At 40.3% G+C, this 20,695-nt stretch carries 20 protein-coding genes; all 20 read left to right on the top strand.

Features of this window, described 5'->3' with window-relative positions; all coding sequences use genetic code 11:
- The first annotated feature begins 99 nt into the window (after positions 1-99).
- Complete coding sequence (locus CVS91_RS05940; protein ID WP_107830958.1) at positions 100-1,617, top strand: MATE family efflux transporter; 1,518 nt, start codon at positions 100-102, stop codon at positions 1,615-1,617.
- A complete protein-coding gene (locus CVS91_RS05935; RefSeq protein WP_107830957.1) occupies positions 1,618-2,379 on the top strand; it encodes a glycosyltransferase family 25 protein in 762 nt (253 codons plus the stop codon).
- Positions 2,380-3,312, top strand: a complete 933-nt coding sequence (locus CVS91_RS05930; RefSeq protein ID WP_107830955.1) for a glycosyltransferase family 2 protein — start codon at positions 2,380-2,382, stop codon at positions 3,310-3,312.
- Positions 3,309-4,367 (top strand): glycosyltransferase, encoded by a 1,059-nt coding sequence (locus CVS91_RS05925; protein ID WP_107830953.1) that lies wholly within the window; start codon positions 3,309-3,311, stop codon positions 4,365-4,367. Before CVS91_RS05930 ends, CVS91_RS05925 begins: the two co-directional genes overlap by 4 nt.
- On the top strand, positions 4,364-5,407 hold the full coding sequence (locus CVS91_RS05920; RefSeq protein WP_107830951.1) for a glycosyltransferase: 1,044 nt from the start codon (positions 4,364-4,366) through the stop codon (positions 5,405-5,407). The genes CVS91_RS05925 and CVS91_RS05920 overlap by 4 nt, the downstream gene beginning before the upstream one ends.
- Positions 5,404-6,528 carry a glycosyltransferase gene (locus CVS91_RS05915; protein WP_107830949.1) on the top strand — a complete coding sequence of 375 codons (1,125 nt, stop codon included), beginning with the start codon at positions 5,404-5,406 and terminating at the stop codon, positions 6,526-6,528. Before CVS91_RS05920 ends, CVS91_RS05915 begins: the two co-directional genes overlap by 4 nt.
- A complete protein-coding gene (locus CVS91_RS05910) occupies positions 6,521-8,620 on the top strand; it encodes an STT3 domain-containing protein (RefSeq protein WP_107830947.1) in 2,100 nt (699 codons plus the stop codon). Before CVS91_RS05915 ends, CVS91_RS05910 begins: the two co-directional genes overlap by 8 nt.
- Positions 8,621-8,622: 2 nt before the next feature.
- Positions 8,623-9,738 (top strand): N,N'-diacetylbacillosaminyl-diphospho-undecaprenol alpha-1,3-N-acetylgalactosaminyltransferase, encoded by a 1,116-nt coding sequence (gene pglA, locus CVS91_RS05905; protein ID WP_107830945.1) that lies wholly within the window; start codon positions 8,623-8,625, stop codon positions 9,736-9,738.
- Positions 9,731-10,336, top strand: coding sequence for an undecaprenyl phosphate N,N'-diacetylbacillosamine 1-phosphate transferase (pglC, locus tag CVS91_RS05900; RefSeq protein ID WP_107830943.1), 606 nt, complete (start codon positions 9,731-9,733; stop codon positions 10,334-10,336). Before pglA ends, pglC begins: the two co-directional genes overlap by 8 nt.
- Positions 10,323-10,913 (top strand): UDP-N-acetylbacillosamine N-acetyltransferase, encoded by a 591-nt coding sequence (gene pglD / locus CVS91_RS05895; protein ID WP_107830941.1) that lies wholly within the window; start codon positions 10,323-10,325, stop codon positions 10,911-10,913. Before pglC ends, pglD begins: the two co-directional genes overlap by 14 nt.
- 49 nt (positions 10,914-10,962) lie before the next feature.
- The gene (gene pglE / locus CVS91_RS05890) at positions 10,963-12,054 is read left to right on the top strand and encodes a UDP-N-acetylbacillosamine transaminase (RefSeq protein ID WP_107830939.1); all 1,092 of its coding nucleotides are present in this window, start codon (positions 10,963-10,965) and stop codon (positions 12,052-12,054) included.
- Positions 12,055-13,836, top strand: a complete 1,782-nt coding sequence (gene pglF / locus CVS91_RS05885) for a UDP-N-acetylglucosamine 4,6-dehydratase (configuration-retaining) (protein ID WP_012140180.1) — start codon at positions 12,055-12,057, stop codon at positions 13,834-13,836.
- A 2-nt stretch (positions 13,837-13,838) separates the two neighbouring features.
- Positions 13,839-14,735 (top strand): PDC sensor domain-containing protein, encoded by an 897-nt coding sequence (locus CVS91_RS05880; protein WP_009294679.1) that lies wholly within the window; start codon positions 13,839-13,841, stop codon positions 14,733-14,735.
- Positions 14,732-15,343 carry an imidazole glycerol phosphate synthase subunit HisH gene (gene hisH, locus CVS91_RS05875; RefSeq protein ID WP_103596916.1) on the top strand — a complete coding sequence of 204 codons (612 nt, stop codon included), beginning with the start codon at positions 14,732-14,734 and terminating at the stop codon, positions 15,341-15,343. The genes CVS91_RS05880 and hisH overlap by 4 nt, the downstream gene beginning before the upstream one ends.
- On the top strand, positions 15,343-16,053 hold the full coding sequence (hisA, locus tag CVS91_RS05870; RefSeq protein WP_107830937.1) for a 1-(5-phosphoribosyl)-5-[(5-phosphoribosylamino)methylideneamino]imidazole-4-carboxamide isomerase: 711 nt from the start codon (positions 15,343-15,345) through the stop codon (positions 16,051-16,053). Before hisH ends, hisA begins: the two co-directional genes overlap by 1 nt.
- A 63-nt stretch (positions 16,054-16,116) precedes the next feature.
- Positions 16,117-16,482: a chemotaxis response regulator CheY gene (locus CVS91_RS05865; protein ID WP_002939933.1), complete on the top strand. Its 366-nt coding sequence runs from the start codon at positions 16,117-16,119 to the stop codon at positions 16,480-16,482.
- Complete coding sequence (locus tag CVS91_RS05860; protein WP_107830935.1) at positions 16,482-17,315, top strand: 50S ribosomal protein L11 methyltransferase; 834 nt, start codon at positions 16,482-16,484, stop codon at positions 17,313-17,315. Before CVS91_RS05865 ends, CVS91_RS05860 begins: the two co-directional genes overlap by 1 nt.
- The gene (ftsH, locus tag CVS91_RS05855) at positions 17,308-19,233 is read left to right on the top strand and encodes an ATP-dependent zinc metalloprotease FtsH (RefSeq protein ID WP_107830933.1); all 1,926 of its coding nucleotides are present in this window, start codon (positions 17,308-17,310) and stop codon (positions 19,231-19,233) included. The genes CVS91_RS05860 and ftsH overlap by 8 nt, the downstream gene beginning before the upstream one ends.
- Before the next feature lie 2 nt (positions 19,234-19,235).
- A complete protein-coding gene (locus CVS91_RS05850; RefSeq protein WP_107830930.1) occupies positions 19,236-19,853 on the top strand; it encodes a phosphatidylserine decarboxylase in 618 nt (205 codons plus the stop codon).
- Between the two features lies 1 nt (position 19,854).
- Entirely contained in the window at positions 19,855-20,586 is a 732-nt protein-coding gene (pssA, locus tag CVS91_RS05845) for a CDP-diacylglycerol--serine O-phosphatidyltransferase (protein WP_103652079.1), read from the top strand.
- Positions 20,587-20,695: the final 109 nt, after the last annotated feature.

Genomic DNA, 20,695 nt, shown 5'->3' with positions numbered 1-20,695 from the left:
TTTACTTAGCTGCCTTGCCATCTGGCTTGGCGGCTAAAATTTATGGTTTTTTCTTTTCAAATTTAGCTTTTGGGCTAAATTTCAAAGGTTAAAAGTCTAATGCTAATCAATCTAATAAGCTCGATCGTCGTTTTTGTCGTATCAATGGGCATAAATTTCTTTCTTACGCCATTTATCTTAAAAAGCCTTGGCAACGAGGCATTTGGCTTTGTAGGCCTTAGCAACGCCATCGTTAGCTACGCAGCGGTCGTAAGTGTAGCCATAAACTCGGTCAGCGGGCGCTTTGTCGCTCACGCGTGGCACAAAAAAGATCTAAGCCTTGCAAACACCTATTATTCATCAGTCCTTGTTGTAAATATCTTCTTTTGCGCCGTTGTCGTGGTGCTTAGCTCTGTTTTCATACTAAATTTACAAAGCTTTTTAAACGTCCCTGAAAATTTGCTATTTGATGTGAGAATGACCCTTGTTTTTTACTTTATAAATTTCTGCGTTGGGCTATTTAACGGCGTTTTGACGGTTTGTGCGTTTGTGACAAATAAGCTCTATCTACTCTCCATCAGAAATGCCATCTCAAGCATGGTCCTAGCAGCCCTCATCGTAGCGCTCTTTTTCTTTTTTAAGCCGTTCATTTCATACATTGCCATTTCAGCGCTAGTTGCTAGCCTTTTTGTCTTTTTTAGCACCATTTTTATGTCAGCTCGCATCACGCCAGAGCTAAAATTTAGCCTTAGCAAATTTGACTTTTCTAAGATCAAAGAGCTTCTAAGCTCTGGCATTTGGAACAGCTTTAATGCGCTAAACCGCATACTTTTAACAGGCATGGACCTTTTTATCTGCAACATTTTTGTAAGTGCAAACGCCACTGGTCTTCTTTCAGTCGCCAAGGCCGCTCCTATCATACTTGAGAGCTTCGTGGCGCAGCTTAGCGGTATCTTTGCGCCAAAATTTGTCGAGCTTTACTCTAAAAATTTGATCACGGACCTCATAAAAGAGGCTAAATTTTCAATGAAGGTGATCGCCTTTGTTATGAGCGCTCCAGCCGCATTTTTCGTCGTTTTTGGGCTTGATTTTTATACGCTTTGGCTACCTTTTAAAAGCGCAGATGAGGTTAAATTTATCTACAACGTCTCGATGATCACGCTTGTGCCTATCGTATTTATAAGCTTTGTTTTCTCGCTTTTTAACCTTGATAGCGCGACAAACAAGCTTCGCCGACCAGCCATTGCCAACACTATCCTTGGCGTTAGCACGATCATAGCGCAGATCGCACTGCTTAAATTTAGTGACTACGGCGTTTATGGTGTCGTCATCGTCGCAGCCATTTTTTATAGCATAAGAATTCTCGGCTTTGACCTCATAAATGCCGCCTTAAATTTAGAGGTAAAACTCACCACATTTTACGGGGTTTATTTTAAAAATTTAGCCGTTTTTGCGCTTTGCGTACTTGCAATGTTTGTCTGCAAGGACTTTGTGAGCTTAGATAACTGGCTAAAATTTGCTATCTTTGCTGCGATATACGCCGGCGCAGCTTATGTTTTGGGATATTTTTTGTTTTTTAATGCCTTCGAGCGAGGCATAGTCTGGCGTAAAATTTTAAAAAAATTTAAAAGGTCTTAAATGAATGAAATTTATCTGATCTCTTTGGCTAAAGACACCAAAAGGCGCGAGCTTTTGCAGCAGAAATTTAGCTCTTATGATAGCTTTAAGCTAATAGACGCAGTTGATGGCAGGGAGCTAAACGCGAGGGAGTACTACAAGATCATTTCGCCGTCATTTAAAGCTTATGGCAAGGTTTTAAGCCCAGCAGAGGTTGGCTGTTCGCTCTCGCACGTGAAGGCTTATGAGGCGTTTTTGGCAAGTGAGGCGAAATTTGCCCTCATCTTTGAAGACGACGTGATAGGAGATGATAATGCCATAAAAGAGGCCTTTTTAGCAGCTAGCAAGATGCCAGAAAATAGCGTGCTGATATGTGGCATGCAAGATGGGCTAGAGGGCAGGTTTAGCGCCTTTGGTAAAAAGGTGGATAGTAGCCTAATTAAGCCACTTTGGCAGGTCTCAAAGCACTCATTTTCAAGCATTTATAGAGCAGGGGCCTATGTGCTAACTAAAAAAAGTGCTAAAAATTTGCTTGAAATTCACAAACGTGCGCTTTGCACGACCGATGTTTGGGACTATTTGCTCGGCGTTAATGATATGCAGATGTATTTTTGCGACCTTTTTGCGCATCCAACTGATCTTAGTAGCTCAAATATCGAGGGCGAGCGCCTTGAGAGAGGATACAGCGCAAATTTAAAGGCTTATATAAAGACAATTAAATTTATACTTTTCTCACGACTTGAAAAGCTTCAAGGCTATGAGAGAATTTTCAAAAGGGGCTAAATGAGCGAGCCATTAATCAGCATCGTAACCGCGACTTATAAGCGTCCAGAGCTTTTAAAAAAGGCCATAAAAAGCGCTCTAGCTCAAAGCTATAAAAATTTAGAAATAGTTGTAACTGACGACGGCGATGACGAGAGTGCGAGTGAAATTTGCAAGAGTTTTAACGACGCTAGGATCAAATTTGTAAAAAACAGCACCCACAAAAAGAGCCCAAATGGCAACAAAAACAACGGCTTTGACAACGCAACAGGCGAGTTTATCTGCTTGCTTGACGATGATGATGAGCTTTTACCAGAGGCGATTGCCCAGTGCTATGAAATTTTAAAAAGTGGCGAGTATTCGTGCGTTTTTGCAGACGCGATCTGCGAAAAAGATGGCGTGATGACCGAGGTCGTAGCTGGTAGAAGCCCGTATAGCAAGAGTGGGGCGATGAGCAAGATTGATTACCACTGCGGACGGATAAATGGCGAGTATTTTAAGCTTTTTTCGCGTGAATTTATAGACGGCTTTAGGTTTGATGAGAGCAGTTTTGGCGGCGAAAATGAGCTTTATATCCGCTTTTTTGAAAAAAATGTCTTTTATCTTAAAAAGCCACTTTACATCTACCGCATCGCAAGAAGCGATAGTGCGACGCTAAATGCTGGCAAACACGCGCTAAACGTGGCAAACGCTTACATCAAAACAGCAAATTTACACTACGACATCGCTATAAAAAATGAGCCAAAATTTCTAGCTATGCAGTATAAAAACGCCGCTTACTACGCCAAAATAGCGGGCGATTATGGCCTGATGTTAAGGTGTATCTTTAAAAGCCTTAGCATTAAATTTAGCAAAGAAGCGTTTATTTTTTTGCTGCTTAGTCCGCTTCCAAGTGGCATTTTACCAGCACTCTCTAAGCTTAGAGTGAATATAAAACAAAGGTTTGGCGTATGAGGATATTATTTGTCACATCAACGCTTGGAAGTGGCGGTGCGGAGCGAGTTTGCGCGGTGATCGCATCAAGATTTAGTATAGATCATGATGTAAGCCTTGTTAAATTTGACAAGGATGAGCCATTTTACGAGCTAGCAAGTGGCGTGAAACTCATAAATTTAGGCGTTGGGGCTGATGAGCTTGGCTTGGTTGGAAATTTAAAAAAGAGAGTTTCAAAGGTGCTTGCTTTAAGAGCGCTCATACGAGAGGGCAAATTTGACGCTGTGATATCCTTTTTAGACGCCGTAAATACCTTGGTGCTCTTTAGCTCAGCGGGTCTAAAAACGCCTATAATCATAAGCGAGCACACAAACTATCTTGCGCCAAAAAGAGCCATTTTCAAGGTGCTAAGACGCATAAGCTATCCATTTGCAAACGCACTTAGCGTCTTAAGCGACGAGGATCTAGGACATTACTCAAAATTTTGCAAAAATGTGATGAAAATTTACAACCCACTCTTTGAAGAGATACGCAGTGAGAGCTTTGCTAAAGAAAATTTAGTCATCTTTGTTGGCAGGCTAAATAAGATAAAAAACTGTGAAATGTTTGTAAGAGTGGCTGCAAATTTAAAGCAAAGCGGCTATAAATTCGTTGTCGCTGGAGATGGTGGTGAGAGAGCAAATTTAGAAAATTTAGCCAAAAGTTTGGGCGCTGATGTCCAGTTTTTAGGCAATGTAAGCGACATCGCCTCGCTTTATAAAAGGGCAAAGGTGCTGCTCTCTTGCTCAAATTTCGAGGGTCTTGGAAACACCTTGATAGAGGCGATAAACTACGACTGCGTGCGGGTTGCGACAAGGACTAGCGGGGCAAAAGAGCTTATAAAAGATGGCTTTGATGGCTTGCTTTGCAAGATAAATGACGCTGATCAGATGAGCAAAAAGCTTGCAAATTTGCTGCAAGATGAGACAAAAATGGGCGAATTCGCTAAAAACGCAAGAGCTAGACTTGATGAGTTTAGCGTGGAGCAAATTTATAAAAAATGGCTGGAGCTTTTAAAGCTTGGAGGTGTAAAGTGAAAATTCTTTTTGTCATCGCCGCACTTAGAAATGGTGGAGCTGAGCGCGTGCTAAACGTGCTTGCAAACGAGCTTTGCAAAGATAATGAGATCACTATCGCTCTTCTTGAAGAGGACCTTGGACTTTATAAATTTAGTGAAAAGATAAAGATCATAAACCTTAGCGTCACTGGCTCAGGGCTCGCTTTAAAATTTAAAAAAATCCTCGCTCTTAGAGCGCTTTTTAAAGAGCAAAGGGCTGATCTGATAATTAGCTTTATCGACTGGACAAACGTCGCTTGCGTGCTGGCAAATGCTGGGCTAAAGAGCAAACTAATAGCAACCGAGCATCACGAGCACAGCTACTTAAAAAGCAAAATCGCAAGCGCTATGCGTGATCTTGCCTATAAATTTGTAGATGGCTTAAGCGTGCTAAGCAAAAGCGACTTCAACTACTATCAATTTGCCAAAAATCGCGAGGTCATCCACAACCCACTTTTTATCGACGTGTCTGAAATTTGCGAGAAGCAAAACATCATCTTAAGCGTGGCAAGGCTGGAGGCGGTAAAGGGCTATGATATCTATTTTGAGGCGCTTAGCAAGGTGGATAAGAGCTTGCTTGATGGCTGGGAGATAAAGATCGCAGGCAGTGGCAGGCAAGAAGTGCAGCTAAAGCAAATGGCGTCAAATTTAGGGCTTAACGTCAAATTTTTAGGTCATATGAGCGATGTTAGCAGGCTTTATAGCGAGGCAAAAATTTTCACTCTTTGCTCACGAAGCGAGGGGCTTTCAAATGTGCTAATAGAATCAGGCGCTTTTGGTTGCGCTAGGCTAAGTAGCGACACCGTGGGCGCAAGAGAGCTTATTATAGAGGGCATAGACGGGCTTATCTTTAAAAATGGCGACGCAAATGATCTAAAAGATAAGCTTGAGATGCTTTTAAAAGATGAAAATTTAAGACAAAAACTAGCAAAAAACGCCAGTGAAAGTGCAAATTTATTTAGCAAAGAAAATATCATCAAACAGTGGCGAGAATTTATAAAAAAGGTTGTTAGCAAGTGAAAAAATTAGCCGTTTTTTTATACTCGATGGGGCCTGGTGGGGCTGAGCGAAATGTGGCAAATTTACTGCCATTTTTGGTTAAACATTATGAAGTTCATCTCGTCTTAATGAGCAAGGTCATCGCTTACGAGATCCCAGGCGAGGTGCAGATCCACTTTATAGAAAACAGCGATCCTTACGAGAGTGGGCTAAAGAAGCTTGCAAGGCTCTTTTTAGCGATGCCAATGCTTGCCTTTAAATATAAAAATCTTTGTCAAAGCTTAAACATCGACACGCAGTTTGTGCTGATGAACCGCCCTTGCTATATCGCTGGGGTTACTAGGATTTTAGGGCTAAAGGCTAGGCTAGTTATCAGCGAGCGAAGCTGCCCGTCGATCTTATATAAAAACGATCTAAGCGGCAGGGTTAATAAATTTTTACTCACTCATCTTTATAAAAAGGCTGATCTAATCCTCGCAAATGCAGCTGGCAATAAAGAGGATCTGGTGCGAAATTTTGGCATGAGCGAAGCAAAAACAAAGGTGCTTTATAACGCCCTTGATCTAAAAACTATAAATTTGCTAAAAGATGAGCCACTTGAGGATGGTTTTAAGCCATTTTTCATAAACATAGGCCGCCTTGATAGCGGTAAAAATCAAGCCATGCTAATAAAAATAATCGCTTTGATTAACGACCCTCGTGCCACTCTTGGCATCCTTGGCAAAGGGCCTTTAAAGGATGAGCTACAAAATTTGATAGATAAATTTGGCGTGGGCGATCGAGTAAAGCTTCTTGGCACTGATAAAAATCCTTTTAGGCATATAAAAAACGCCTCTTGCTTGCTTTGTGCTTCGCGTTTTGAGGGCTTTTCAAATGTGCTTTTGGAGGCACTAGCATGCGAGAAAACCATCATCTCAACCGAACATAAGAGCGGCGCAAAGGAGCTTTTGAGCGAGAGCGAGTTTGGCATCTTAGTGCCAGTTGATGACGAAAATGCGATGAAAGAGGCGATGATAAAAGTGCTTAACGAGCCAGAAATAAGGCAAAATTTTGAAAATGTTGCGTATAATCGGGCTAAATTTTTTGATAGTGAAAATATAGCGAGTGAGCTTATAAATTTTTTGGAAAATCCTAATGAATAGAAATTTGTTTTTTAAAAATTACTCTTTATACCTTATGATATTTGTCGCAGTCATCTTTGGCATGGTTTGCAGGCTTTACTGGGTCTTTTGGGCGAGCGAGTATCCGGTATTTTTCTGGAACAACGAGCTGATGATCAGCACAAACGACGGCTATGCATTTGCCGAGGGCGCAAGGGATATGCTGGCAGGCTTTCATCAAGAAAACGACCTTAGCTACTACGGCTATCCGCTCTCGACGCTTACTTACTGGATCGTGAAATTTCTAGGTGTGAGGCTTGAGACGGCGATGATTTATATGAGCGTATTTTTCTCGTCGCTTGTGGCTGTGCCTGTTATCTTGATCGCAAATGAATACAAAGCAAAAATGGCTGGCTTCATCGCTGCACTTCTTGCAGTGATCGCAAATAGCTACTACAACCGCACAATGGCAGGCTACTACGACACTGATATGCTCATCATCCCTCTTAGCGTTTTTGTCGTTTGGGGGCTTGTTAGAGTGCTTGAGAAAAAGGACGCAAAGAGCCTGATAATAGCGCCTTTAAGCGTGCTTATCTATATGTGGTGGTATATGAGCGCCTTTTCGCTTATTAGCATTTTAACTGGGCTATTTTTACTCTACACGCTCATTTTTGATAGGAAAAATCCACTTTTTTACCTTGAAATTTCTCTGCTTTTACTTGCCATCTCAAACCTTGATCTAACGCTTAAATTTATCGCTGTTATCGCTATTTACGCACTTTGTCTATTTAAAAAAGAGGTGATAAATTTAAAAATTGCTCTTGGCATTTTGGCAATTATCTTTGTCTTTTTTGTCATCCGTGGCGGGCTAAATCCGATAATCTTTCAACTTAAATTTTACGTCTTTAGAGATGCGCCTGAAGTTGGCGGCATGAGCTTTCACTTTTTTAATGTCAATCAAACTATCCAAGAGTCAAGCGTCGTTGATTTTACGCTATTTTGTGAGAGGATCAGCGCAAATGTCATCACATTTTTGATCTCGCTTGCAGGTGTTGCTCTTTTTTGCTACAAGCACCGCTCATTTGCCGTCTCGCTTGGTATGCTCGCACTTGGCTTTTTAGCCTTTAAAAGCGGCCTTAGATTTACCATTTATGCCGTGCCTATCATGGCGCTTGGCTTTGGCTACTTAGTGGAGTTCTTGCTTGCAAATTTAAAGCTAAAAGAGGCTGTTTTAAATCTCATAAGAGCGTTCATAGCGGCTCTTGTGCTTGCTCCAGCGCTCATTCACATCTATGGCTACAAGGCTGAGCCAGTCTTTGTAAATAAAGAGGTTGAAATTTTAAACAAGCTAAAAGGCATCGCAGGGCGCGAAGATTACGTGCTTGCGTGGTGGGACTATGGATATCCGATCAGGTATTACAGCGATGTTAAGACGCTAATTGACGGCGGAAAGCACCTTGGGCGTGAAAATTTTGCCGTGAGCTTTGCGCTTGGTAGCGACGAGATGAGCTCGGCAAATATGGCAAGGCTTGATGTAGAATACACTGAGCGAAATTTCAAAGAGCACTTTAACGGCAACTTGGCTCAAATTTTAAAAGATAGAAATTTAAGCGCCGATCAGTTTTTTAGCGAGATAAAAGAGGCTAATTTTAGCCTGCCAGCAAAGAGCAGAGAGATATATTATTATCTGCCAGATAGGATGCTTAGCATTTTCCCGACCATTTTGCAGTTTAGCAAGATCGATCTAAAAAGTGGTAAAAATTTAAACAACGGACTTTTCATCACCACTAGAGCGATCTCGCAAAGCGAAAAGGGCATTAGGCTAAGTGGCGGATTTACTCTAACAAGTGATGTCACAAATTTGATCTATGATGGCAATGTCTTACCGCTAAGATCTTTCATAGAGACCGACTACAACGAGGCTGGCAAGCTAAATGTAAAAGAGTATAAAAATAATGAAAGCTCAAACATTTCTGTTATTTTTATGAGGGATTATGGTAGGTTTATCATCCTTGATGAGAGCATTTTAAATAGCGCCTACATCCAGCTTTTCGTGCTTGAAAGATATGATCCTAAGGTCTTTGAGCCAGTCATACTTGATGGGGCGGCAAAAGTTTATAGGCTAAAGAGGTAGAGATGGCAAGGATAGGATTTTTAAGCCACGCTGATATGAGCATACACTTTTTTAGACGCCCTATTATGCAGGCTTTAAAAGATATGGGGCATGAGGTTTTTGCTATCGCTCCAAAAGGAAATTTCACTAATGAGCTTGCTAAAAGCTTTCACACCGTCACCTACGAGCTTGATAAGGCGAGCCTAAATCCGCTAACCGTGATAAATAACTCAAAAAAACTATCTCAAATTTTAGGCGAGCTAAATTTAGACCTGCTTCAAACTGGCGCTCACAAGTCAAATGTCTTTGGCACATTTGCTGCTAAAAACGCTGGCATAAAGCACGTGATAAATTTGGTCGAAGGTCTTGGTAGCTTTTATATCGATGATGATATTAAGACAAAGGCCGTGCGTTTTGTCATGGAGAGCCTTTATAAGCTCTCTTTTGCAAAGGCTGATGCTTGCATCTTCGTAAATGACGCAGATCCAGACTATCTGATCTCTAAAAATTTGATAGATAAAAGCAAGGTGTATCGCATAAAAAGTGTCGGCGTGGATACTGCTAAATTTGACCCAGCTATCACGCAGGCAGCTGACTTGGGTGAAAAAAAGGTGGTTCTCATGATCGCCAGAGCCATGTGGCACAAGGGCGTTCGTGAATTTTACGAGGCAGCAGAAATTTTAAATGGCTATAAAAACTGCGAATTTGTCTTTGTGGGTGAGGGCTTTGCTGGTAATAAATCAACCGCAGACGAGAGCTTTTTAAAAGGTGGCAAAGTGCGATATCTTGGCGCTAGAAACGACATACCACAGCTTTTGAAAGCTTCTTACTTACTGGCTTTGCCAAGCTACAAAGAGGGTTTTCCTAGAACGGTTTTAGAGGCGATGAGCATGGCTAAAGCAGTCGTTGCAAGTGACGTGACAGGCTGCAATGAAGCTGTAAAAGATGGCTACAACGGACTTTTATGTAAGGTAAAAGACGCAAGCGATCTTGCTAGTAAGATAAAAATTTTGCTTGATGACGAAGCGCTTTGCACTAAACTTGGAGCAAATGGCAGGTACTGGGCAGTTAGTGAGTTTGACGAGAAGCAAATCGCGAAAAGATATATAGAAATTTATAGGAAATTTATAGATGTATAGAAATTTTTTAAAGAGGGTGATTGATATTTTGGGAGCTTTGTTTTTGCTCATTTTTACGTCGCCTATCATCATAGTAACGGCTATTTTTATCTATTTTAAGGTAAGCCGTGACGTCATTTTTACGCAGGCAAGACCAGGGCTAAATGAGAAAATTTTTAAAATTTATAAATTTAAGACGATGAGCGATGAGCGCGACGCAAATGGCGAGCTCTTGCCAGATGATCAGCGTCTTGGTAAATTTGGCAAACTTATCCGCTCACTTAGCCTCGATGAGCTGCCACAGCTCTTTAACGTGCTAAAAGGCGACATGAGTTTTATCGGACCAAGGCCGCTTTTGGTTGAGTATCTACCCATCTATAACGAAACGCAAAAGCACCGCCATGACGTGCGCCCTGGTATCACGGGCCTAGCGCAGGTAAATGGCAGAAACGCCATAAGCTGGGAGAAAAAATTTGAATACGACGTCTATTACGCTAAAAATTTAAGCTTTATGCTTGATGTAAAGATCGCTTTAATGACCATCGAAAAGGTGCTAAAACGAAGTGGTGTCAGCAAAGAGGGGCAGGCGACGACGGAGAAATTTAATGGCAAAAACTAAGAAAATTTACATCTACGGAGCGAGTGGGCATGGGCTTGTGATCGCTGACATCGCCAGAAATAATGGCTATGATGAGATAGTTTTTTTAGACGATGCTAGTGAGTTTAAATTTAGCCCAGAGCTAGAAAAAGCTGACATCATAATAGCCATAGGTGATAATAAAACAAGGCAAAAGATCAGCCAAAAGGTAGAGGCCGCTGGCTTTGAAATAGTAAATTTGATCCATAAAAGTGCGGTTGTGAGCGAAAGCGCTGTGATAGAAAAAGGCGTAGTTGTCATGCCAAATGCCGTGATAAACGCAAAAGCTCGCATAAAGGAGGGCGCTATCATAAACTCTGGCGCGGTGATAGAACATGAGTGCGTGATAGGAAAATTTGCTCACATTAGCCCAAATGCAGCCCTTGCTGGAAACGTTAGCGTGGGCGAATTTACGCACGTTGGCATTGGCTCAAGCGTCATTCAAGGCATAAGCATCGGCAAGAACTGCATCATAGGCGCTGGAAGCGTAGTTGTTAGAGATATAAAGGACGGCATAAAGGCGTATGGCGTGCCTGCATGTGAGCGCGCTAAGATATAAATTTAAAAATAAGTGCTAAAATCGCCAAAAAATCACGAAAGGTATGAAAATGGATAGGGTTTTTTTATCTCCACCAAATATGAGTGGAAAAGAGCAAGAATATATAAAAAAAGTTTTTGAAAGCAACTACATAGCGCCACTTGGCGAATATGTCAATAAATTTGAAGATAGCATAAAAGCTTACACTGGCGCCAAAGATGCACTTGCGCTATGCGCTGGAACTGCGGCACTTCACCTAGCACTTCGCGTCCTTGGCGTAAAAGAGGGCGATTTTGTGCTAGCTTCTAGCTTTACTTTTATGGCTTCAGTCTCGCCGATACTTTATGAAAAGGCAACTCCAGTCTTCATCGACTGCGACGAGAGCTGGAATTTAAGCCCAGAGCTACTTAAAAAAGCGATATCAAATTTACCTAAAAAGCCAAAAGCGCTAGTCGTCACTCATCTTTACGGACAAGCTTCAAAGATGAAAGAAATTTGCGAAATTTGCCAAAATGAAGGCATCGCTTTGGTCGAAGATGCAGCTGAAGCACTTGGTGGATTTTATGGCGGCAAGGCACTTGGCACATTTGGCGTGATGGGCGGATATAGCTTCAATGGCAACAAGATCATCACTACTTCAGGTGGCGGTATGCTAGTTGGAGATAGCGAATTTGTAGAAAAAGCTAGATTTTACAGCACACAAGCAAGAGAACCTTTGCTTCACTATGAGCATAAAGACTACGGCTACAACTACCGCTTAAGCAACGTCCTAGGCGCTATTGGCGTGGCTCAGATGGAAGTTTTAGAAAAGAGAGTCGAGCAAAAGAGAAAAGTATTTGATATCTATGAAAAAGAGCTTGGCGATATTTTAGAATTTATGCCAGAGCTACCAAATTCTCGTGGAAACAGATGGCTCACAACTGGCGTTTTTGCTAAAAAAGATGCACATTTAAAGGTTATAAAAGCACTAGCTGATGAAAACATCGAGAGCCGCCCACTTTGGAAGCCTATGCACTTGCAGCCTGTCTTTAAAGGCGCGTTAAGCTTTGTTGATGGATATAGCCAAGATCTATTTTCAAGAGGAATTTGCTTGCCAAGCGGCAGCGATATGAGCGAGCAGACACAAGAAAGAGTGATAAAAATAGTCAAGGAAAATGCGTAAATGTTTCATGCAACGAAGTTAAAAAGGCTCGTATTTTTCCTTCTTGGCGATGTTTTTATATTTGTTTTTTCGATATATGCGGCTTATCTTTTAAGATTTAACGCCGACATCCCAGATATCTACGTGCAAGGGCTTTTTGTAACGGCTGGATTTTTGATCGTATTTAAGCTCTTTTTTATGTGGATGTTTAAAATTTATAAGGTGCCGTGGAGATTTTTTGGCTTAAATGAAGCTCGTAAAATTTTCCTAGCTCACGTTTGCGCGGCGATCTTATTTACGATCGTGTTTTTCATTATACAAGATTTTTTAAATCCTTACCCAAGAAGCGTCATATTTATCGATCTTCTCATCTCATGCCTACTTATCGGGCTTTTGAGAATTTCAAAGCGTATGGTGCTTGACTTTTCAAACAGACCTCACAAAGGCGAGCCTTGTATCGTTATAGGCGCGACCTCAAAGGCGCTTCATGTCTTACGTGGCTTAAAACAGGGCTATCTTGACTACTACGCAGTTGGTGTGGTAGATGGCAGAAGCGATCTTGTTGGCACATATTGTGATGGATTTTTAGTTCAAGATAAAAAAGATATACCAAGTCTTATAAAAGACTACGACGCAAAGACTGCTATCATCGCACTAGCACTTGATCAAGACGAGCTTCAAGCTTTAGTTGATGAGCTAACTGGATATGGTATAAGAGATATGAAACTCTTTTCGCTTATCGAAAATGAGCCGATCAAAGATATCTCGATCGAAGATTTGCTCGCTAGAAAGCCAAAAGACCTTAATCCAGAAGCCATTTCAAATTTCTTAAAAGATAAAAAAGTGCTTGTAACTGGAGCTGGTGGCAGTATAGGAAGCGAAATTTGTAAGCAGTGCTTGAAATATGGTGTAAGTGAGCTTATAATGGTTGAGCACAGCGAGTTTAACCTTTATAAAATAGGCGAAGATACAAGAGATAAAAGAACTGTTAGTAAGCTTGTAAATATCACAAATTTAAAAGACTTTGAAGAGGTTTTTGAAGAATTTAGACCAGAGATCGTCATCCACGCTGCAGCCTACAAGCACGTGCCACTTTGCGAGCTAAATCCTCGCTCAGCAGTTGAAAACAACATCCTTGGCACAAAAAATGCAGTCGATCTTTCTAAAAAATATGGTGCTAAGAAATTTGTCATGATCTCATCAGACAAGGCTGTGCGCCCAACAAACATAATGGGTACAACTAAGCGTGTTTGCGAGCTTTACGCACTAAATTCAAATGAAGCAGGTGTGTGCGAGATAGTTTGCGTGCGCTTTGGTAATGTCCTTGGTTCAAGTGGCTCAGTCATACCTAAATTTAAGGCGCAAATCGCTGCAAATAAGCCACTAAGCGTCACTCACCCAGAGATCACAAGATACTTTATGCTTACGTCTGAAGCGTGCCAGCTAGTCCTTCAAGCAGCCTCTATTGCAAAAGGTGGAGAGCTTTTCGTGCTTGATATGGGCGAGCCTGTTAAGATCGTCGATCTTGCTAAAAAGATGCTTCTGCTTTCAAATAAAGAGCATTTAGGTATCGAATTTGTAGGGCTTAGACCTGGCGAGAAGCTTTATGAGGAGCTGCTTATCAACAAAGATGACGTTCAAACTAAGTATGAGTCGATCTTTGTGACACATTCGCAGCCTTATGATCTGACCCTTTTAAATTCACAGATAAATGGGCTTTTGCAGCTTGAAGATGACGAGGTAGCACCTGCTCTTAAGGTGATCGTGCCAGAGTTTAACCATGCATTAAATTTAAAAGGCTAATTTTGGTTATAAAAGATATTAAGAGATTTAGTGACACGAGATACAAGGCAAGGGCGTATATATGCTATTTGTTTAGTAGAAATTTACCAAACAGACTGCCAGGGGTGTGCTTAGAAAATATAAAAGCTGGCTTTGATAAGATCAGCCACGAGATAGAAAATTTTGATGCACTATATATTTTAGACGAAAATGGCATACAGATCGAAGACTCGATCAGCCTAAATGAAAAGTATAAAATCCCAAAAGGCGAAAACCGCGCAAATAAAGCCTACTACTACACCGCCGTGCGCGAGAAAAGGTGCGTTTTAAGCGATCCATATCCATCAAGTCTAAATGGAGGTTTATGCGTCACAGCAAGCGTGCCTATCTATAATGAAAAAAATGAGCTTAAATTTATCGCTTGCATCGATATAAGCCTAGAAAATATCCTAAATATGGTCGATAGCGGCTTTGTTGAGGAGCATTTTGGTAGATTTTTAAAGACAGTCTATGCACTCTTTTGTGCATCGCTTTTTATGATCTGTGCATTTTTATTTTGGCACGGCGTAAAGAGCTTTATCTCAAAGAGCATCGAGCATATAAATGTCGAAGAAATTTTTGAATCAACCATCATTTTAACGCTGGCCCTTGCCATTTTTGACCTTGTTAAGACGATATTTGAAGAAGAGGTTTTAGGTAAAAATCACGAAGAAAATAGCGTTATTTATAAGACGATGGTGAGATTTATCGGCTCTATCATCATCGCACTTGCGATCGAGGCGCTCATGCTAGTCTTTAAATTTGCTATCACTGCACCTGAAAATATCATAAACGCTATCTATCTAATAGGCGGTGTGGCGATGCTAATGGCAGCACTTAGCTTTTATCTCTTTAGCGTAAAAAGACAAGAGAACAGATGATCGCTATTATTGATTATGGTGCTGGAAACATCAAAAGCGTGATAAATGCTTTTAAATTTCTTGGGCATGAGTGCGTTTTACTAAGTGAGCCTGGGAGCCTAAAAGAGCACTCTCACATCGTTTTACCAGGTGTTGGGGCATTTGGCGAGGCGATGAAAAAGCTCAAGATTAATGGCATGGATGAAGCGATAAAAGAGGCTGTAAAAAGTGGAAAAGCCTTTATAGGAATTTGCCTTGGTATGCAGCTGTTGTTTGAAAAAAGCTTTGAATTTGGCGAGCATGAGGGGCTTTCTCTTTTGCCAGGCGAGGTTGTTAAATTTGATGAAGCTAAATTTGATAAACCACTAAAGATCCCACACGTTGGCTGGAACACACTCGAGTTTAAACAAAACAGCCCTTTAAGATTAGGACTAAAAGAGCTTGAGTATTTATACTTTGTGCATAGCTACCACGTGGTTTGTGATGATAAATTTGCGCTTGCAAAGACAACTTATGGATATGAATTTACAAGTGCGGTGCAGCATGAAAATCTCTTTGGTTTTCAGCCTCATCCAGAAAAAAGTCATGAGGTTGGGCTTAAAATTTTAGAAAATTTTGCGAGGTTGTGATGGAAATTTTCCCAGCGATAGATCTAAAAGAGGGGCAAGCAGTTAGGCTTAGCAAAGGGCTAATGCAAAGCGCTAAAATTTATAGCAACGAGCCAAGTGAGCTTGCTAAGAGGTTTGAAGATTACGGCGCAAAATGGCTACATGTTGTCGATCTTGACGGAGCATTTGCGGGAGAAGCTATAAATTTTAACACGATCGAAAAGATAGTAAAAGCTACAAATTTAAAGGTGCAAGTGGGCGGTGGTATAAGGAATGAAGAGCGTATAAAGCGCTATTTGGACCTTGGAGTTAGCAGAGTGATCCTTGGCTCAGTTGCCCTTCGTGATCCAGAATTTACAGCAAAAATGGCTGGAATTTACAGGGTTGTAGTTGGCATAGATGCCAAAGATGGCTATGTGGCAGTGCAAGGCTGGGGAGAGGTTTCAAACATAAAAGCGGTCGATCTTACAAAAAAATTTGCAGATGTGGGTGTAGAAGCTGTGATTTGCACCGATATTAACAAAGATGGAATGCTTGGCGGAGTTAATGTTGATTTTAGCTTGCAAATAGCTAGAAGCAGCAAGCTTGAGACCATAGCAAGTGGCGGTGTGAGCGATATAAACGACATTTTGGCACTTAAAGAGACAAATGAGATTGCTGGCGTGATCGTTGGTAAAGCTTACTATGAGGGACGACTTGATTTGAAAGATGCTTTCAAACAAGTTGGCTAGCGTTAAAGCTTTTATAAATTTTAATTAGCTAGAATAGGGCAATTTTTACTAAAAGGATATTATGTGAAGATTTTGGTTGTAGATGACAGCTCAACAATGAGAAGGATCATAAAAAATACTTTGCAAAGGTTAGGACATCAAGAAATTCTCGAGGCTGAGCATGGGCTTGAAGCTTGGAATATCTTGACGCAAAACGAGGGTATTGAGGTTCTTATTACTGACTGGAACATGCCTGAGATGAATGGTCTTGAGCTTGTTAAAAAGGTAAGAGCTGAGCAAAAATATGTTGATATGCCTATCATAATGGTAACAACAGAGGGCGGAAAAGCCGAGGTTATAACAGCTTTAAAAGCAGGTGTTAATAACTACATCGTTAAACCTTTTACGCCACAAGTTTTAAAAGAGAAGCTTGAAGACGTTCTTGGTTAATGAAAGATAAATTTTACGAATTAAGCATCAAAACATCAAATTTTTATGATGAAATTTTAGAGTTAGTTTTTTCTTTTGGGGTCACCTGTGTAGAAGAGCTAGATCATGAGATCATCATCAGGGAAGAGTATGATCTAAAAGATATAGCTTGGGGTGTCGAAGAGTATGCAAAAGGGCTCTCTAGCGTTCGTAAAATTTCAAATGATTTAAAAATTTCTCTTAATTTAAAAGAAAATAGAGACTGGCTAGGTGAATATAAAAAGGCAGTTAAGCCTATTTTGGTTGATAAAATTTATATTAGACCTAGCTGGGAAGAGCCACTTAGCGGCGTAACAAATATCATAATCGACCCAGCTCTAGCCTTTGGCTCAGGGCACCATGAAAGCACAAATTCTTGCTTGCAACTTTTACAAAAATATGCAAAAAGTGGTGATAGCGCTTTAGATGTGGGATGCGGAAGCGGGATATTAAGCATAGCTTTAGCAAAGCTTGGCTGCAAGGTCGATGCCTGCGATACAGACGAGCAGGCCACGCAAAGCTCGCAAAGTAATGCCGAGCTAAATGAGGTTAAATTTAATAAAATTTGGACAGGATCTATTGCAAATTTAGAGCAAAAATATGATATCGTCGTAGCAAATATCATTGCTGATGTCATTTTTATGCTCTCAAATGACTTGAAAAAATCGCTTAAAAAAGGCGGCTATTTAGTATTGTCTGGAATTTTGAACAAATACGAAGATAGGATTAAAGACACGTTTAAGGATTTGGAGCTAGTTGAGATAAAACAGGCTAATGATTGGGTTAGCTTTGTTTATAAGGAAATGGATGAATAATCAAAATAATAACCAAAATAATGGTGATAATAACGGGTTTTTTAACAAAAATCCCATCTTTATCTTTGCTATTTTTGCGATAGTTATAGTTCTAGCTTTTAGAAGCTTTAGTGGCGACGGACTAGGCAGTACTTTTGGGCTTGGTAGCAACGCTCAAAGCAAGATGATAGCTTATTCTGAATTTAAGGATATGCTAAAAAATAAGCAGCTAAATGAGGTTGCGATATCTGAAACCACGATAAAAGGCGTTGGTAATGACAAAACCATCTACCTTGCAAAGCGGATAAATGATCCAACGCTCATTGGCATACTTGAGCAAAACGGCATAACTTACAGCGTTTATAGCGAAAATAACTGGTTTGGAGATCTTATATTTTCATGGATCATACCGGTGTTTATATTTTTTGCTATTTGGATGTTTATCGCTAGTCGTATGCAAAAGAATATCGGCGGTGGCATACTAGGCATAGGAAGTGCGAAAAAGCTTATAAATTCTGAAAAACCAAAAGTTAAATTTGACGATGTTGCAGGCGTTGAAGAGGCAAAAGAAGAGGTTCAAGAGATAGTTGATTATCTAAAGAGCCCAGATAAATATCTAAGACTTGGAGCTAAAATTCCAAAAGGTATTTTGCTAGTTGGCCCTCCAGGCACTGGTAAAACACTTCTTGCAAGAGCAGTTGCAGGCGAGGCTAGCGTGCCATTTTTCTCTATGTCAGCATCAAGCTTTATTGAGATGTTTGTTGGTGTTGGTGCAAGTAGGGTTAGGGATCTTTTTGAAAATGCAAAAAAAGAGGCTCCAGCGATTGTATTTATAGATGAGATCGATGCAATCGGTAAGAGCAGAAATTCTGGTCCGATGGGTGGTAATGACGAGAGAGAGCAAACGCTAAATCAGCTTCTTTCTGAGATGGACGGCTTTGATGCGGACAAGTCGCCAGTCATCGTTATAGCAGCTACAAATAGACCTGAAGTTTTAGATGCTGCACTTTTAAGACCGGGTAGATTTGACAGGCAAGTGCTTGTTGATAAGCCTGATTTTAAAGGACGTTGCGACATCTTAAAAGTCCATATGAAAGATGTGAAAATCGGCAAAGATGTAAATATCGAGGATATCGCAAGGCTTACTACTGGTTTAGCTGGTGCTGATCTTGAAAATATCATAAATGAGGCGGCACTTCTTGCAGGACGTAAGTCAAAGACTTTTGTTGAGCAGGCTGATCTGGTAGAGGCTGTTGAGAGATCTATAGCTGGTTTAGAGAAAAAATCACGCCGCGTAAATCCAAAAGAGAAAAAGATAGTCACTTACCATGAAAGCGGTCATGCCTTGATAGCTGAGCTAACAAAAGGTGCAAAAAGAGTAACAAAGGTCTCAGTCGTACCACGCGGTCTTGCGGCGCTTGGCTATACGCTAAATACACCTGAAGAGAATAAATTTATGATGCAAAAGCATGAACTACTTGCAGAAGTAGATGTGCTTTTGGCTGGTAGGGCTGCTGAAGAGGTCTTTATAAAAGAGATATCAACTGGAGCTAGCAACGACCTAGAGCGTGCAACTGATATCATAAAAGCTATGGTTAGTATGTATGGTATGAGTGATGTTGCCGGTCTTATGGTGCTTGAAAAGCAACGTGCAACATTTTTAAATGGCGGACAAAGTATAAAAGACTATAGTGACAAGATGGCTGAAAAGGTTGATGAGTTTGTAAAAGCACTTCTTCATGAGAGATATACAGCTGTGCTTGGTCTTCTTGAAATTTATAAAGGCGCCATTGAAAACATGGTTTCAGCGCTTTATGAAGAAGAGACTATCGAGGGAAAAAGAGTTAGAGAGATCATCAAAAGCTACGAAGAAGAAAATGGTCTTGAAAGCAGGCTTGTGGAGCTTGAAGAAGAGGAAAAAGGCAAAAAAGAGGAATAAAAATGAGTGGCTACATCGCAAAAGCAGGGTATAAATTTATATTATTTTTTTTGATTTTATTTGCTATATCTACATTGTTTGGTATTGCGCCACTATTTTTTCTAGCACTACTTCTTTTGACTCTTTATTTTTTTAGAGACCCTGAAAGAGAGCCTTTTACTGATGATAAGCTAGCCTTACTTTCGCCCATAGATGGTAAGATAAAAGAGATCAGCGTTTCAAATTTTGATGATAAAGAGGTGGCTAAGATAGTTATCTCAAAGCCATTTTTTGGCGTAGGTACGCTAAGGGCTATAAGTGATGCTAACGTCATTGAAGTTAAAAAAAGACATGGGCTCTTTTTATGCCAGGCGGTGAAAATTTCAGAGATGCTAAACGAAAGAGCGATAATTCGTTTTGAAAAAGGAAATATCAAATTTGCTATGAAAATCATAGCTGGAGTTTTTAGTAGAAGTTTAGAAATTTATAACATTACCAGTCTAAAAGCCTCTAGAAAATTTGGCTTTTTAGGAAGCGGCGAAGTGATTTTATACTTGCCAAGAGATACTAAAATTTGTGTAAGCGTTGGCGAGAGCGTTAAAGCTGCTTCACTTCTTGGATACTTTGAAGAGGAAAAATAAAATGAATAGCATACAAAAAATGCAGTTAATGTATATCTTGCCAAATTTATTTACCGCTGCAAGCGCTTTTTTGGGCGTTATAAGTATTATTTCATCTATTCAGGGAAACTATTTTAAAGCTATTATTTACATCATTCTTTCACTGATTTTAGACGGTCTTGATGGACGCGTGGCAAGACTTACAAAGACTACAAGTAAATTTGGAGTAGAGTTTGACAGTCTTGCAGACCTTGTAGCATTTGGTGTGGCTCCAGCGATTTTATTTTATCTAACAGTTGGTGCAAAATTTGGCAGATTTGGTGCGCTAATAGCAGCTATGTTTGTAGTCTTTGGAGCTATTAGACTAGCTCGTTTTAATGTCACTACCGGCACATACGAGCCAAATGTTTTCATCGGACTTCCTATACCATCAGCAGCCATCATCGGAGTGCTTTGGGTTGGTGTTTATCTAAAGCATGAATTTTTATATGGTTTTGAGTGGTGCTTGATATTGCTTGAAGCGGTTTTAGCTATCTTGATGGTTAGCAATATCCGCTACCCAAGCTTTAAAAAGATGAATTTAAAACAAACTCATGTTATAAGAATTTTAGTAGCACTTGTAGTTGTATTTTCTATGCTTTATCTATATCCTTACGAGAGTGCGACCTTTTTTATGAGCGTTTATATGCTTTATGGTATTATTAGAGCGGCTATAATGTTTAGCAAAAATCACAAAAAAAAGGAGAGTGAATGAGCGAAAATGGCATAATAAAATCGCGTAAATTTTTACCAAAAATCGAAATCAAAAACTCTCTACTGCTGCTACTTAGGTAGCAAATTCTTCTTTACTTAATTCATTAAAT

The organism is Campylobacter concisus, assembly GCF_003048985.1.
Lineage (GTDB): Bacteria > Campylobacterota > Campylobacteria > Campylobacterales > Campylobacteraceae > Campylobacter_A > Campylobacter_A concisus_AY.
The sequence above is the reverse complement of the archived record's forward strand: the minus strand, read 5'-3'. Positions and strand labels throughout refer to the sequence as shown.

Bases quoted from the DNA above. Each gene is read 5' to 3' on its own strand.
- pssA (WP_103652079.1), top strand. From the start codon at position 19,855: ATGAATAGCATACAAAAAATGCAGTTAATGTATATCTTGCCAAATTTA.
- CVS91_RS05930 (WP_107830955.1), top strand. From the start codon at position 2,380: ATGAGCGAGCCATTAATCAGCATCGTAACCGCGACTTATAAGCGTCCA.
- pglF (WP_012140180.1), top strand. From the start codon at position 12,055: ATGTTTCATGCAACGAAGTTAAAAAGGCTCGTATTTTTCCTTCTTGGC.
- pglE (WP_107830939.1), top strand. From the start codon at position 10,963: ATGGATAGGGTTTTTTTATCTCCACCAAATATGAGTGGAAAAGAGCAA.
- CVS91_RS05910 (WP_107830947.1), top strand. From the start codon at position 6,521: ATGAATAGAAATTTGTTTTTTAAAAATTACTCTTTATACCTTATGATA.
- hisA (WP_107830937.1), top strand. From the start codon at position 15,343: ATGGAAATTTTCCCAGCGATAGATCTAAAAGAGGGGCAAGCAGTTAGG.
- CVS91_RS05860 (WP_107830935.1), top strand. From the start codon at position 16,482: ATGAAAGATAAATTTTACGAATTAAGCATCAAAACATCAAATTTTTAT.
- CVS91_RS05940 (WP_107830958.1), top strand. From the start codon at position 100: ATGCTAATCAATCTAATAAGCTCGATCGTCGTTTTTGTCGTATCAATG.
- pglA (WP_107830945.1), top strand. From the start codon at position 8,623: ATGGCAAGGATAGGATTTTTAAGCCACGCTGATATGAGCATACACTTT.
- pglC (WP_107830943.1), top strand. From the start codon at position 9,731: ATGTATAGAAATTTTTTAAAGAGGGTGATTGATATTTTGGGAGCTTTG.
- pglD (WP_107830941.1), top strand. From the start codon at position 10,323: ATGGCAAAAACTAAGAAAATTTACATCTACGGAGCGAGTGGGCATGGG.
- ftsH (WP_107830933.1), top strand. From the start codon at position 17,308: ATGAATAATCAAAATAATAACCAAAATAATGGTGATAATAACGGGTTT.
- hisH (WP_103596916.1), top strand. From the start codon at position 14,732: ATGATCGCTATTATTGATTATGGTGCTGGAAACATCAAAAGCGTGATA.
- CVS91_RS05935 (WP_107830957.1), top strand. From the start codon at position 1,618: ATGAATGAAATTTATCTGATCTCTTTGGCTAAAGACACCAAAAGGCGC.
- CVS91_RS05850 (WP_107830930.1), top strand. From the start codon at position 19,236: ATGAGTGGCTACATCGCAAAAGCAGGGTATAAATTTATATTATTTTTT.
- CVS91_RS05925 (WP_107830953.1), top strand. From the start codon at position 3,309: ATGAGGATATTATTTGTCACATCAACGCTTGGAAGTGGCGGTGCGGAG.